Source organism: Hahella sp. HN01, assembly GCF_018986435.1.
Taxonomy (GTDB): Bacteria; Pseudomonadota; Gammaproteobacteria; order Pseudomonadales; family Oleiphilaceae; genus Hahella.
Map to the genome: position 1 here is coordinate 50,983 of NZ_JAHMIN010000016.1, position 14,229 is coordinate 65,211.

The 14,229-nt window shown below is 52.8% G+C and carries 14 protein-coding genes and 1 tRNA gene; 5 read left to right on the top strand and 10 right to left on the bottom strand.

Going from position 1 to position 14,229, the window contains the following annotated elements; all coding sequences use genetic code 11:
* Positions 1 to 359 precede the first annotated feature (359 nt).
* Positions 360 to 1,190 carry a hypothetical protein gene (locus KP814_RS16455; RefSeq protein WP_216737766.1) on the top strand — a complete coding sequence of 277 codons (831 nt, stop codon included), beginning with the start codon at positions 360 to 362 and terminating at the stop codon, positions 1,188 to 1,190.
* A 45-nt stretch (positions 1,191 to 1,235) separates the two neighbouring features.
* On the opposite strand, the gene KP814_RS16460 is transcribed toward KP814_RS16455, so the two are convergent.
* Complete coding sequence (locus KP814_RS16460; protein WP_216737767.1) at positions 1,236 to 1,712, bottom strand: hypothetical protein; 477 nt, start codon at positions 1,710 to 1,712, stop codon at positions 1,236 to 1,238.
* Between the two features lie 201 nt (positions 1,713 to 1,913).
* Between KP814_RS16460 and KP814_RS16465 the strand changes: the two genes are divergently transcribed.
* Positions 1,914 to 2,342, top strand: a complete 429-nt coding sequence (locus KP814_RS16465) for a universal stress protein (protein WP_216737768.1) — start codon at positions 1,914 to 1,916, stop codon at positions 2,340 to 2,342.
* Between the two features lie 37 nt (positions 2,343 to 2,379).
* On the opposite strand, the gene KP814_RS16470 is transcribed toward KP814_RS16465, so the two are convergent.
* The 7 genes from KP814_RS16470 to KP814_RS16500 form a co-directional block, all read right to left on the bottom strand.
* Positions 2,380 to 3,069, bottom strand: coding sequence for a hypothetical protein (locus tag KP814_RS16470; protein WP_216737769.1), 690 nt, complete (start codon positions 3,067 to 3,069; stop codon positions 2,380 to 2,382).
* 143 nt (positions 3,070 to 3,212) lie between these two features.
* Positions 3,213 to 5,108 carry an ATP-binding cassette domain-containing protein gene (locus KP814_RS16475; RefSeq protein WP_216737770.1) on the bottom strand — a complete coding sequence of 632 codons (1,896 nt, stop codon included), beginning with the start codon at positions 5,106 to 5,108 and terminating at the stop codon, positions 3,213 to 3,215.
* Between the two features lie 69 nt (positions 5,109 to 5,177).
* Positions 5,178 to 5,987, bottom strand: coding sequence for an MOSC domain-containing protein (locus tag KP814_RS16480; protein ID WP_216737771.1), 810 nt, complete (start codon positions 5,985 to 5,987; stop codon positions 5,178 to 5,180).
* A 187-nt stretch (positions 5,988 to 6,174) separates the two neighbouring features.
* Positions 6,175 to 7,107, bottom strand: coding sequence for a chemotaxis protein CheV (locus KP814_RS16485; protein WP_216737772.1), 933 nt, complete (start codon positions 7,105 to 7,107; stop codon positions 6,175 to 6,177).
* Between the two features lie 170 nt (positions 7,108 to 7,277).
* A tRNA-Gly gene (locus KP814_RS16490) sits at positions 7,278 to 7,353 on the bottom strand.
* Positions 7,354 to 7,512: 159 nt separating this feature from the next.
* Positions 7,513 to 8,226: a TetR/AcrR family transcriptional regulator gene (locus tag KP814_RS16495; protein ID WP_216737773.1), complete on the bottom strand. Its 714-nt coding sequence runs from the start codon at positions 8,224 to 8,226 to the stop codon at positions 7,513 to 7,515.
* Positions 8,227 to 8,426: 200 nt separating this feature from the next.
* The gene (locus tag KP814_RS16500) at positions 8,427 to 9,032 is read right to left on the bottom strand and encodes a DUF924 family protein (protein ID WP_216737774.1); all 606 of its coding nucleotides are present in this window, start codon (positions 9,030 to 9,032) and stop codon (positions 8,427 to 8,429) included.
* Between the two features lie 191 nt (positions 9,033 to 9,223).
* On the opposite strand from KP814_RS16500, the gene KP814_RS16505 reads away from it, so the two are divergent.
* Together KP814_RS16505 and KP814_RS16510 are read left to right on the top strand one after the other, a co-directional pair.
* Positions 9,224 to 9,598 (top strand): sirohydrochlorin chelatase, encoded by a 375-nt coding sequence (locus KP814_RS16505; RefSeq protein ID WP_216737775.1) that lies wholly within the window; start codon positions 9,224 to 9,226, stop codon positions 9,596 to 9,598.
* A gap of 229 nt (positions 9,599 to 9,827) precedes the next feature.
* Complete coding sequence (locus tag KP814_RS16510; protein WP_216737776.1) at positions 9,828 to 10,721, top strand: TIGR01777 family oxidoreductase; 894 nt, start codon at positions 9,828 to 9,830, stop codon at positions 10,719 to 10,721.
* A gap of 152 nt (positions 10,722 to 10,873) precedes the next feature.
* Here KP814_RS16510 and KP814_RS16515 read toward each other — a convergent pair whose 3' ends face one another.
* Together KP814_RS16515 and KP814_RS16520 are read right to left on the bottom strand one after the other, a co-directional pair.
* On the bottom strand, positions 10,874 to 11,527 hold the full coding sequence (locus tag KP814_RS16515; protein ID WP_253938430.1) for a TetR/AcrR family transcriptional regulator: 654 nt from the start codon (positions 11,525 to 11,527) through the stop codon (positions 10,874 to 10,876).
* Between the two features lie 162 nt (positions 11,528 to 11,689).
* Complete coding sequence (locus tag KP814_RS16520; protein ID WP_011398530.1) at positions 11,690 to 12,100, bottom strand: PaaI family thioesterase; 411 nt, start codon at positions 12,098 to 12,100, stop codon at positions 11,690 to 11,692.
* A 328-nt stretch (positions 12,101 to 12,428) separates the two neighbouring features.
* Here KP814_RS16520 and KP814_RS16525 point away from each other — a divergent pair, with 328 nt between their 5' ends.
* Complete coding sequence (locus tag KP814_RS16525; protein WP_216737778.1) at positions 12,429 to 14,153, top strand: proline--tRNA ligase; 1,725 nt, start codon at positions 12,429 to 12,431, stop codon at positions 14,151 to 14,153.
* The last annotated feature ends 76 nt before the right edge of the window (positions 14,154 to 14,229 follow it).

The following is a 14,229-nucleotide window of genomic DNA, read 5'->3' on the forward strand; positions in this document are numbered from 1 at the left end:
ATTTTTGTCAATAATTGCTTACACTTATGACATTTTCAGCCGCTTTAAAAATTTTTAAGATTTATTTTTCATGAAATTATGCAGTATATTTCACCTTACTTTTTAAGTTAGGCGTCCTCTGAATGCGCCCTGAGCGCATTCGCATAATAGGACAATAAGCTTATAACTTTTTGACTAGCGCAGGCATTTCCCCTATTTTTTCTACTTATAAACCGGCGGTTGGTAGCTAGGCCGGCCATTAAAGGCGTCGTTGGAAATAATTTTAAAAATATAGTGGGAAGCCGCACCGACAAGTCGGAAACATAATTATAAAAATAGCGGGTGGCCTTCTGCGCCCAAATTTCCTGGAGAGCGTGTCTATGAGCCAATCGGGTATACACCGGAATCCTCTCTGGTGTTGTTTTATTGCACTTCTCGCCCTGTATTCATCACATTCCTTTGCGCTGAACACTGCGCAGGCTGAAGCCATTCTCAAGCATTTGCACGATGTGCAGACGCACTCCTATCAGACCATTAATGCGTATTACAACTTCACTTTGAATCCTGGCGACAAGGACATCCAGTCAGAGGTGAACCAGGAAATCGATTTTATGAATGCGACTTTCAAATCGCTGGAGTCCCAAGACGGCATCGTCGAAGTGCAGGGAGAGTTGAGCGTTATGAGCGCCACCTGGCTCAAGTACAAGGAACTGCTGAACACCAATATGAACGACATTGTGAAGGTGGGCTACCCTGACCTGCGGCTGGTGGGCGACATGGCGCAGGTAAATATCGATCTGGTAGGCGCGACAGAGAGAACCTACGACAAAACCATGGAAATTTCAGGCCACCGCCCCCCAGAGGTAATTGAGCTGGTGCGCAACTCCAAAATCATCCTGGAAAGCATGCTGACCAAATATTCCGCCCGTAGCGCCTCCAACGTGACGCAAATATTCCAGGGAGCCAAAAGCGAAGAGCCCATGGACGTCCAGGCGATCAGTTTTGACAAGAACATCGCCCGACTCCTGGCGTCACAGCAAAACACCGACGCCACGCGCAAGACTTTGGACGCCATTTCCACGAAATGGGAGTTCATCAAGAACTCTTATATCAACTACAACGAAAACAACGTTTCCTACGTCGTGAATCTGTATTCAAAAAGGATCATCAGCGACCTGGACAGTCTCGCCAAAGCCTACAGCGGCGCTTAGACACGCCGCTGCATAGCTCACATCACTAGATCCGAGGGCGCGCCATTAACGCGCGCCAGCAGCTACAGCCACCTTGTTGACGCGCTGCAGCATCTGCTCCAAATCTTCCGACGTTCCCCGCTCTTCCCACAGGAAGCCCACTTCATGTCCTGTGATCTGAACTGCTTTAACCTGGGATGACAGCTCACGCAGATCCTCATCCGAGAGCAGCTCATGAGGAAAGTTGCCACTGATGGACAGCTGTTTCAATTCACCCTCCTGATTGGCGTATAACGCCCTGCGAGGCGTGCGTGACGCCGGGATGGCCTTATAGTAAAAGTGGGTGCGCCAAGCGTCCGCCTCCAGTTTTTTCAAAGCGTCGTCCAGCTTTTCCGGCGTAGTCTGTCGCACTCTAAACCCCGCCGCGAGCGCCTGCTGCCGCAAACGCATGCGGCGTCGCTCTTCCGGGCTAGGCAACACCCAGAAAATTGAGCCGCCGACGATTCCCACCACACAAAAAATAATAATCAAAGCTGTCGTCATTCGTCGTTCATCCTGTCCAAAGACCACTCAAAGCGCGTCAGCGCCCACGAAACCAGGAAACACTTTTTCACCTGATTTTGTCCGCTGTCATCTCAACGCATGTTTCATTAGCATTAAGCTGTTTTCAGTTTTGCGGACACTACCGAAAAGTTACACACTTGGAAAACACTTTCGGAACTATGCAGCCAAAAGGAGCACACCATGTACAAGAATATTCTCGTCGCCCTGGACCTGAGCGATGAAGGCGAACAGGTCATCACCAAGGCCCTGAAAATGCAACAGGCGACCCAGGCCCGCCTGCATCTGGCGCACGTTATCGAGCCCATCAGTTACGCCTATGGCGGCGACATCCCGCTGGATCTGGGCGACATTCAGCAGCAACTGCAAAAACACAGCGAAGAAAAACTACAAAAACTGATTGAAAAGCACACGCTGACCAATAGCGCCGCTGCGGTGCTGGTGGGACGCCCCGAAGGGGAAATTCATCGCTACGCGGATGAGAATGGAATTGATTTGGTCATTGTCGGCAGCCATGGCCGCCACGGACTGCAGTTATTGCTGGGCTCCACGGCGAATGGCGTATTACATGGCGCCAAATGTGACGTCCTCGCGGTCCGCATTAGCGACTAAGCACTCAATGGAATAAAATTCGGACTGACGCGCTCCGCTACAGCGGAGCCACCCACTCTCCCGATTCAAACGACTTGCGCAGCTTCTGCAACTGCGTCTCCAGTGAGAATGTGACGCTCGACGCCAACGAAAAAAAGCTCAATAGCGCCTTCAAGTTGGAGTCGCCGTCACAGGCGGAGTGAATGCGTTGCCACAACGCTTGGTTCACCAGCTGAAGACGACGGTTGCGCTCCACCAGCCCTTTAAGCTCCCAGTCAGGCTTTTCACCATCGCGAAACATAAAGTACTGCTGCACCAGATAGATGGAAACAGATCTGAGAATGAATTCTTCGCCGTTGGAAAACGGCATGTGATGAATAGCCATAGGCCTTAACTCGCCGAGTATGGGGCAATGACTGGTCGCCATGACCAACCCCATCAACGAGCGCAACGCCTCTTCCAGACCAGTACGCTTGTGGTAGTTGCGCTCTTTGGTGAAAACGGTGACCTCGACTTTCTGGAAAGCCGGTTCGGAGCGAAAGTCCGCCACAATCTTTTGCATGTCGAGAGCGGCGGGACAATAGCGTTCAGCGTCCTTCTTGAGAGGGCAATTCGAGCACTGACAATTCTTCAGCTCAGTCCACTCGGCGGGCGGCTCTGAGTGCATGCTCTTATCTTCTCTCTCCGTTTCAATGATGTAGTCCAGCACTCGGTTATCATCGAAACGGAATTCGTAACGCACCCGCATAAGGCTTTATCTCTCCGTAATCAATTGAGGCGACAGAAGACTAACACTTTCTCAACGGAGTCCGTCGGCTGCTGAAGTTACTCCTTTATTCTCAAGTGTAGCGGATTTGCGGATGCCGATATTTTTAAATTTGTAACCCCCGATCAGCCCCCGCCCGCCATTTCTTCAAGCTCCATCCACCTTTCCATGGTCTTCTCCAGAGTTTGCTCCAACGCAGTCAGAGACGTGAGCGCACGATTCACATCCTCATGGGGACGACTATAAAAGTCAGCGGCAGACACCTCTTCCTGCATAGCCGCCACTTCCGCTTCCAGTCGCTCGATTTCCTTGGGTAAAGCGTCCAGTTCGCGCTGCAGTTTGTAGCTTAGCTTGGCCGCTTTGCCGCCATCCGACGCTGTTTTCGGCTTGGCAGCCTGAGCCTTGACTTCAGCGGGCTTGACTTCCGCTTTGACCACCGGGCGTTGCGCCAACCAGTCGTTATAACCACCCGGATATTCGGATATCTTGCCATCTCCCTCGAACACCAGCGTGCTGGTCACAACGTTGTCGATGAAGAAACGATCGTGGGACACCAGCAGAATGGTGCCGTCAAACTCCGCCAGCAGATTCTCCAGCAGGTCCAGCGTATCCATATCCAGGTCATTGGTAGGCTCATCCAGCACCAGAAAGTTCGCCGGCATGGTGAACAGTTTGGCCAACAACAGCCGGTTAATTTCACCGCCAGATAACGCCTTGGCGGGAGTACGCAATCTTTCCGGGGAAAACAGGAAATCTTTCAGGTAGCCGGTGACATGAACGTTACGACCGCCAACCTCGATAAAGTCTTTTCCTTTTGCGACGTTATCCCAGACGCTGGCTTCCGGATCGATTTGCCCTCGCAACTGATCAAAATAAGCCACCTGCAGACGGGAGCCCCGTTTTATGACGCCCTCCGTCGCCTCCAAGCCGCCCAGGATCAACTTTATAAACGTCGATTTACCGCAACCGTTCGGGCCCAATAAGCCCACCCGATCTTTGCGCATCAACTGCCAGCTGAGACCCTTCACCAGATTGGGCTGGTCTGCGTAGCCAAAACTGACATTTTTCAGCTCCGCCACCAGGTTACCGGAGCGTTCCTCGGAATCCACTTTCAGGCTCACCTGCCCAACGCGGTCGCGTCGCTGCCTGCGCTCGTCTCGCAGTTTCTTCAGCGCCCTGACCCGCCCCTCATTACGAGTGCGGCGCGCCTTGATGCCCTGGCGAATCCAAACCTCTTCCTCCGCCAGCTTCTTATCGAAGCGCTCCCACTCTTTTTCCTCCGCCGCCAACTGCTCCTCTTTTTTGGCCAGATAGGCTTCATAAGGCGCCGGCCAGCTCGACAATTTGCCGCGATCCAGCTCAATGACACGCGTCGCCAGACGGTCGATGAACGCGCGATCGTGAGAAATAAACAGTACGCTGCCGCCGAACTGCAACAGCTCTTCCTCCAACCAGGTAATCATGTCGATATCCAGATGGTTGGTAGGCTCATCCAGCATGAGCAGGTTTGGCTCCTGCACCAGCGCGCGCGCCAGAAACACACGCCGACGCCAGCCTCCAGACAATTCGGAGATAGACTTGTCGCCAGGCAGTTCCAGACGCTGCATCACTGCCTCGACCTTCTGCCGCAAACGCCAGCCGTCATGAGTTTCGATCTTGTTGTGCAGACGCTCAAGCTCCGCCACATTACCTTCGGCGCCTTGCTGAGTCAGCGCGTCGTAGGCCGCGAGCCACTCTCCCACTTCCGCCAAGCCTTCCGCCACCACCGAGCGCACACTGGCGTCACCCCGCTCTGGAAGCTCCTGCGGCAGATAGGCCATTTTCAGATCCCTGCCTCTATTTATTTCACCGCCATCCGGCTTGATTTCACCGGCGCACACTTTCAAAAGCGTGGACTTACCTGCGCCGTTGCGACCGACCAGACAAAGCCGCTCTTGAGACTCAATCACCAAGTCCGCATGATCCAGCAACGGAGCCATTCCAAACGCCAGGGAAACATCTTTCAGCCGTAGCAACGCCATCGTAACCTTCTAAAATCTAATAGTTTCTGAATTCGTTCTTTGAAAAGAGAGCACCTCGGCCCGACCGCTTTAGTCGAGCAGCTCTACTTTATCGCCGACGCAAATGATCCCGTGATTCAATTGCACCAGGTTTTGCCCAAAAATCGCGCCAAGTTCCGTCTTGCGATAAGACGCCAGAGTGCGCAACGGCTCAGTGTCCGGGGATTTCTGACCCGTAGCAGGATCAATCGTCGTAAAAACGCATCTTGAACAAGGCTTGACCGCCGCAAACTCCACTTCGCCTATACGCAACCGACGCCAATGATCTTCCGCGAAGCTGTCCGCGCCAGCCACCACAATATTCGGGCGGAAATGCGTCATTTTAACAGGATTTTTTAAGCGGCCATTCAGATCCTCCAACGAGGACTCAGAGGTCGCCAGAACAGGGTAGCCATCCGCAAAGCTGACTTTTTGCGGCGCATCGTAATAAGTCTGATCCACTTGCCGAAAACTGCGCTCAGGAATATACACGAGGCGCGCCTGCTCACCCAAGAACTCACTGAACCAGGCATCTGCGCGCGCATCGACAAACAACGCAGACACCTCGTCTTTCCATACTTGCACAGTCTCCAGAGCGCCTCCCTCTTGATCCGGCGCCTCAATATACAAGCCATTCATACCCGGCGCCGACAACATCAGCCCCTTATCCGCAGTAACCGCCCTCACCAATACCAGCCGATGATGCTTTCTCGCCGTGATGAATTTGCCATTGGCATCCACCAACATAAAACGGCGATCGCGATCCGCCCCCCAATTCGTAATCGCCACTTTGCTAAGGCTAACGCCCGCACAGGATTTGATGGGGTAAATATTTAACTCGGTAACTCGGATATCCGTCATAACTCTCTCCTAAGCGCGCACTAGCCTCAACGCAGGCGTAGCGCACGGGGCATACAGGGAAGGGACAAAATGCGTGGGTCGTCGACGCGAAAAACTAAAACAGCCTACTCTAAGCAGGCGGAAACAGGCAGTCTAATTAGGTCTACATCGGAGGACAAGGGTCGAGACAAGCGCTCTTTGCGACGCTCTAGCGAGCCGCCAATGAATTAAGCCGCGATTGCACCAACGCCGCCAATTCATCCGGCTGGAACTTGGACAAGAAGTTATTACACCCTACCTTTTCCACCATCGCCTTGTTGAAGCTACCGCTTAGAGAAGTATGCAGCACCACGTACAGGTCTTTCAGGCGGGGATCGTTACGAATCTCCGTAGTCAGCCTGTAGCCATCCATCGCCGGCATTTCAGCATCAGTCACCACCATTAGAAGCTTTTCAGGCACATTGACACCTTCGTCAGCCCATTTCTTAAGAAGGTTATAGGCTTCCAGGCCATTTCTGGCGGTAATCACTTTCAACCCAACTTTCTGCAAAGTCCCAATCGCCTGACTGATCGCCACCGGCGAATCGTCCACTAACAGGACTTCCTTACCCTGAGCAACTTTTCGAATACTTTCCGTCAGCGCCGTGTCGGAAACGTCAGTGGAATACGGACGAATATCCGCTAGCACCCGCTCCACATCGATGATCTCAACAATCTGATCGTTGTAATGGGTTATCGCCGTAACGTAATGAGAACCGCCCGCCCCTTTTGGCGGAGGCAAGATCTGCTCCCAGGTCATATTGACGATACGATCAACGCTGGCCACCAGAAAAGCCTGCACGGTGCGGTTGTATTCCGTCACGATGATGGTGGAATCCTTGTCCGGCTGTAGTGGCCGAAATCCTATCGCCTGAGACAGGTTAATCACCGGCACTGTGGTGTCGCGTATATGACTAACGCCACACACGACAGGATGACGATGCGGCATTTGCGTCAAATTGGGCAGCTTGAGGACTTCCTGAATTTTGAACACATTGATCGCGAAAATCTGTCTCATCCCCAGCTTGAACAAGAGAAGCTCCAAACGATTCTCGCCCACCAGTTTGGTGCGCTGATCAACAGAGTCCAAAACACTCGCCATAACCTAATACCCCAGGGTAGATACCAACTTACAGACCATACAGGCCTGCTTGGCTTTAAGTTTAGACGATGGTTGAAGAAAACGCCGAAAATCCAGAGAAACCAATAGGAGACTGGGAGCAAGAACTTGATTATTTGAAAAGATTGGAATGAAAACTTGAAGAGAAAATTTGGAGCGGGAAACGAGACTCGAACTCGCGACCCCAACCTTGGCAAGGTTGTGCTCTACCAACTGAGCTATTCCCGCTTAAAAGATCAAGCTAATCATAATGTTAGCTTGCTTTTCAGCTTCTTTCGAGGTGCTCCTCAACAGAAGTGGGCGCATTATAATTAGCGTTCTCCAAGCGCGCAACCCCTATTTTGATTTTTTTTCATCTCGTTAAACAAAAGCAGGGGGAACCGGAACTTAACGAATATCCAGCATCATATAAAGAAGGCGCCGCCAGACCCTGCGCACCTTATCGTCATCAATGCTGCCGCCCTGAAGCGCGCCCTCCTGCTCCAGATTGCCCACCATTCCCATAATAATGGCCGCATCCTCAGTATAGGTCTCGTAGCCAAGCGACTGCATAAAGTCTACCAACCCGGACAACCAGGCGTCTTTATAGCGCCGAGCCAGCGCACTCAGACTCTCATCCCGCACAGACTCCATTAAAAACGCCTGCTCCGACATGAGTTCAGACTTATGGTGCCGGACCTGACCCAGCACGTAGTTTGTCCCCATCTCCACCAACGCGTTGGCGAATTCGCGCCTGCGCCCTTCATCTTCCATGACGGAGACTGCATCATACTCATCCGCAAGACGACGTAATTCAGAATAGAAGAACTCCAACTTCTCGCGGCTTTTTTCCGCGAACAGCATGAAAGCGTCGGTAATTAACTCATTGATGTCTTTGAAGTAATAAGTGGTGGAGGCTAACGGGACACCCGCCTCTTTCGCTACGGCACGATGCTTGACGCCTTGCACGCCCTCCTTCGCCACTATGCGTAAAGCGGCTTGCAATATTTCTCGGCGTCGCTGCTCGCTTTTGACCCTTGAGGCCTTTCTTCCCTGATATTGAATCGATTCACATAAGGACTGATCTACAGCGGGAAAGTCCAATTCAAGGCTACTAGACATAACTAACTCTTATTTTACTTCCAGGCTCCAGACGTCACTCAGGAGCCGTTGACGCAAAGTCCAGGAAACTGTGACGAACCCCGCATGTTAACAAAGGGGGATACAAGGCTCAGCCAGCAAAGGTCAACATTGTGACCCAGGAGACAGAAAATCCTCACAGGTGAACAGCATTAGAATAAGAAATTAGCCGTCAGGCTGGATCAATCGTATACGGCTGGATAAGAGGCCAAAAACTCGACCTCCTCTGGTCTGCTCGCACGCTTCAGTATCTTGTTTCTGTGGGGGAAACGCCCAAATTGGCGAATAACGCCCCGGTTCGTTTCCGCCATGCTTGCGAAACCACTGACAAAATCCCTTAACGGACCCGCCTCGCAGGTCGCAGCGAGCTGTCGATACAACGCAACCGACTCCTCTTGATCAGGCATCTTCTCCGAATGCAGAAGCGGCAGGTAGAAGAAGATCCGGTGAACCGGCTCCAGCCTGACGTCCAACGCCTTTTTAAGCCCTTCCTGCGCTATTTTTCTGGACTCTTTGTCCTGATCAAACGCCATGGCGCCGCCGCGAAAGATATAACGCGGAAAAACATCCTGCAGTAGAATCAAGGCCAGTACGCCATCGGAGCTGTCGCGCCAATGCCGCAGTCCCTGCTCAGAGGCCAGAACAACCGTCGTTAAAAAGCGCCGGCGAATTTCACGATCATAGCTCTTCGCCTCGGTAAACCAGCGCCGGAGATTTTCCTGTGGCGGCAACCCTCTCTCATCCTGCTCGCCAAACCAATAACGTAAAATTTCGCTGTCCGACCACATTCCCCCTCCCTCATCATCGACACAAAACGCTGCGCAAAAACCAAGATGGATATTCGTTTCGCACCTAAAACTGAGTAAGCTCTCGATTATAGGCGTCCAAGTCAAGAAAATAGGCCCCGTATAAAAAAAGCGGCAAACCAAACCGGCCTTATCGGCGTATCATGCACAAATTGGAGATTCGGCAATTCATTATGACTTTCGACCATACGATACTTCTTGCTCACGGCAGCCGTGACAACAATTGGCTGCAGCCTTTTATCGCACTGACGGAACGCCTGTCCCAAAGCGCCACTCAGGTTTCCCTGGCGTTCATGGAGCTTGCGGAACCCACCTTGGAACAAGCCGTAATACAAGCACGAGATCAAGGCGCACAATCCATCGCCGTACTGCCTCTTTTTTTCGCCGCCGGCAAACATTTGCGAGAAGACGTTCCCGCCATGATATCCACGCTAACCGAAGAGTCCGGCGTCGACATCACTCTGCTGCCGCCCCTTGGCGAGCACCCTCTCTTCATCGCCACCGTAGAAGGCATTGTTCGCGACCTTCTTCAGTCCAATGCACGCTAACACGGCCACCAGTATTTGCGAGAGGCCACTAGCCATCTTTTTAACTTGCCACGACTATATTCTGAACTGAGCGAGCTAAGCCCAGGTTATTGAACAACTTCAGGTTATTGAACAACTTATTGTATAGCCGCCCGAATAGGCACAAGATAACCTCATCGCCACTGCGCACCACCCGCGTAAAGTCGGCAAATTATGTATTAATAAAGGAAGAGTTTAAGGAGATCCGAGCATGCACATCCTGGTGACCGGGGGCACAGGTTTTATCGGCAAACAACTGTGTCGGGCGTTATGGGCCAGTGGACACGACACCACGGTATTCAGCAGGAGACCAGAGCAGGTCGCCCACTTGGTGGGAGAGCGCTGCCGGAGTATCGGAGAGCTACGCGCGGATCTCATAGAAGCGCCTGTTGACGCCATCATCAATCTGGCCGGCGAACCCGTAGCCGACAGACACTGGACGCAAGCGCGCAAACAAAAGCTGAAGCAAAGCCGCATTGCGCTGACTCATGACTTGATTGACATGTGCAAGCAAATGGAAACGCCCCCCAAAGCCATGGTTTCCGCATCCGCCGTGGGCTATTACGGCGACCAGCAAGATCTATTAGTGACTGAGCAAACCCCACCCCACGAGGAATTCACCCATGAGCTGTGCAGCGAATGGGAAGCTGCCGCCCTTAGCGCGGAGAGCATTGGCATGCGCGTCGCTATCGCCCGTATCGGTCTGGTGGTGGGGAAAGAAGGTTTCCTACAGAAAATGCTGCCCGTTTTTAAGCTTGGCCTGGGAGGAAAATTTGGCGACGGAAGTCAATGGATGCCCTGGATTCATATTCAGGACCTGTTGAGAGTTCTACTGCATTTACTCGAAACGCCTACCTGCAGCGGCCCCTACAACGCCGTCAGCACTACGCCAGTCACTAATGCTGAGTTCACCGCCACTTTGGCGAAGCTGCTTCATCGCCCCGCATTCTGCACGGCGCCTGCATTTGCATTGAAGTTAGCGATGGGAGAACTATCAAGGATGTTGCTAACGGGACAAAAGGCGATTCCAGCCCGTTTATTGGAAGAAAACTTCAGTTTTCAATTCGATACGCTTGAGGAGGCGCTGAAAGACGTCATTGACTGACTCGCTTTCAGTCCTCCGGTAATACACCGTATGAAGACGCCGCCAAGTATTGGCGACAGGGATGACGCATGCTTATTTGCGGGACGTCTTCATTTATGGGTTTCCGCACCCCCTGACTCCAGGCCCAATGCGGGGCAGCCGATCACACGACGTTACGCCGCCGCGTCCAGCTCACCTAAACGTTGACGCAAGTATGACTTCACCATCAACTTTAATTCCGTCAGCATGATTGACTCAGGCTTTTCTTCCATAGTCATGGCCAGCCTCAGGATAGCGCCGCAGGCTCTGGGCAACATCACGCATATCAACCACAGACGCTCTTGTTCGACTTGCGGATACAGCAGTTTGGCGCGATTGGTAATGGCCTGGGCGTTATCGAACAGCTCGCCGAGATCCAATTGCTGCAGCTCTGGCATCGCCTCTACGCCTGACCAGATTTCCTTATAACCCGGCTCGGACCGGTAGAAATGGGCGAAGGTGTCGATAAGTTTGTCAAACCCTTCCTCCAGATCAAACTCGTTTACAAATTCCTCCATGACTGTGCTCAGCGTTTTGATATGGCGCTCAGCCAAGGCCTTGACTATAGCGGCCTTGTTGGGAAAATAACGGTACAAAGACGCCAGGGAAATACCCGCGCGACGGGCAATTTCCGAGGTTTTCGCTCCCTGCACGCCAACTTCACTGATAAGAATGGCAGCTTCGTTTAATATCAGCTCGACTCTTTCCCGGCTGCGTTCTTGCACGGGCTGCCTGCGCTGTTCGAGCTCCTGCAGCGCTTCTGAGTTTTTACTGGCGGTAATGTTCATAGTCATAACTTCCTGTAGTTATTCCACGAGGTTAGTACTGATCGTTCTTGAGTTAGTACTCTGATCAAAGTCATTTCATTTGGTTTTTATTGTTGTGGGTACGGCTATTATTGCGGTACAGCAGTCTACTAGCTGCGACGCGCCTGGCGGGCTCCTCCCCCCTTACCGCGGCAACGCGTAACTTCCCGTTGCGTGTGCGACCAAACCATCGCTGTTCGGCGAGTACAGATTTACTTCACAAAATGCAATCCGGGAACCCAGTTTCAGCAGAGTCGCCTCCGCCAACAGGTCTTCCGGCTTGGGCCGTTGTAAAAAGTTGATGTTTAAATTGCTGGTGACAGCCATTTCCACACGCCCTAAAGTCGCCAGGATAATTGCATACATGGATGCATCCGCAAGCGACATGATGATGGGGCCGGAAAGGGTTCCTCCGGGGCGCACAAAGGTTTCTGAAAACGGGATTCTGGCGATAGCGTTCTTGCCTGAGACCTCATCAACCCGGAAATCGATGGACTCCGCCATCGGCACGCCGGTTCTGATGATGTTTTGAATTTCGTGCGCGGTCAGCATCATAGGCTCAACTGTATCATCGGACGCTGGTGAGTTTGCCTCATCGCCCCAGGGTTGCCAAGCAGGTATATGGCATAAACCATGAGGCCGGTTGCGTTCTCATGACAAACTGTTGTATGACGCGAAAAAAGGCCGCTTTGGCGGGCCGTTTTGGGGAAATCTGCGATAAATCCGATCGTCATGGCGGCCGTCGGGCCGCGCTCGGCGTCGTATTCGCAATTAATACAATCGCGCCTGTACGCAAGGAGTCATCGCTTCTACAATAGTGCGGCAGTAAAAATAAACCATTACCGGTAGTTAACCTTATTTATTTGTATTCCTGGGAAGATATATGCGCGCAAGTCGATACCTGATCGCCACCCTGAAAGAAACCCCTGCCGACGCGGAAGTCATCAGTCATCAGTTGATGCTGCGCGCAGGCATGATTCGCAAGCTGGCCGCAGGTCTCTATACCTGGCTCCCCCTTGGCTTGAGGGTTCTGAAAAAAGTTGAAAACATCGTCAGAGAGGAAATGGACCGTTCCGGCGCCCAGGAAGTGTTGATGCCGGCGGTGCAGCCAGCAGAGCTATGGATCGAGTCCGGCCGCTGGGAGCAATACGGCGGCGAGTTGCTGCGCATTCAAGACCGCCACAACCGTGATTTCTGCGTCGGCCCGACTCATGAAGAAGTCATCACCGACCTGATTCGCAATGAATTGAAAAGCTATAAACAACTACCGGCTAACTTTTATCAGATTCAGATGAAATTCCGCGATGAGCGCCGCCCTCGCTTCGGCATCATGCGCGCCAGAGAATTCCTGATGAAGGACGCTTATTCCTTCCATGTGAATCAGGAATCGCTGGACGAGACCTACATAGTCATGTACGACGCTTATACCCGCATATTCACCCGCTTTGGCCTGGACTTCCGTCCTGTGCAGGCGGACAGCGGCAGCATCGGCGGGTCTTCTTCCCATGAGTTCCACGTACTGGCCAACTCCGGGGAAGATTTGATCGCATTCAGCACTGAAAGCGATTACGCCGCCAACCTGGAAAAAGCGGAAGCTCTGACCACGCTTAAGCAAGCGCCTGCGCCTTCCAAAGACATGACCAAGGTGGCGACGCCTGAGCAACGCACGATTGAGAGCGTCTCCGCATTCCTGAACCTGCCTGCGGAGCAAACCGTGAAAACCCTGCTGGTGCTAGGCGAAGCGGAAGAAGGCAAGCCTGCCCCAATCATCGCCCTGGTGCTGCGCGGCGATCATGTCCTTAATGAAATCAAGGCGGAAAAATTATCTGGCGTGGCGTCCCCACTGACGCTCGCCAGCGACGAAGCCATTGAGGCGGCGGTAGGCTGCAAGCCCGGCTCCATTGGTCCCGTGAATCTGCCCCTTCGCACTATTGTTGACCACAGCGCGGCCGTGCTGGCGGACTTTGTCTGCGGCGCCAACGAAGAAGGTCAGCACCTCACTGGCGTTAACTGGGGACGCGACTGCGAAATCAAAGAAACCGCCGACCTGCGCAACGTCGTGGAAGGCGATCCCAGCCCAGATGGCAAAGGCGTTCTGGTGCTCAAAAAAGGCATCGAGGTGGGCCACGTATTCAAGCTGGGCGACAAATACAGCTCCGCCATGAACGCCACCGTCCTGGACGAGAACGGCAAAGCCACTGTAATGCAAATGGGCTGTTACGGTATTGGCGTATCCCGTGTGGTCGCCGCCGCAATTGAACAGGGTCACGACGACAAAGGCATCATCTGGCCAGACGCCCTGGCGCCTTTCCAGGTCGCCCTGGTTCCATTGAACATGCACAAATCCGATGTCGTGCGCGAGAAAGCGGAAAGCCTTTATGCAGAACTGCTGCAGGCTGGCGTGGACGTTCTGCTGGACGACCGCAATGAGCGCCCTGGCGTTAAGTTCGCCGAAATGGAGCTCATAGGCATTCCGCACCGCGTCGTCATCAGCGATCGCGGCCTGGCGGAAGGCAAAGTGGAATACAAAGGCCGCCGTGATACCGACAGCACAGATATGACAGTGGATACTGTTGTAAACTTCATCAAAGAGAAGTTGAAAAAATAGTCAGTTGAATCATGCAGTACAGTTATTCAGTACGCCCCGCCCTTGTTCGTGGCAAGGGCTTATCTTTGCTATTCGG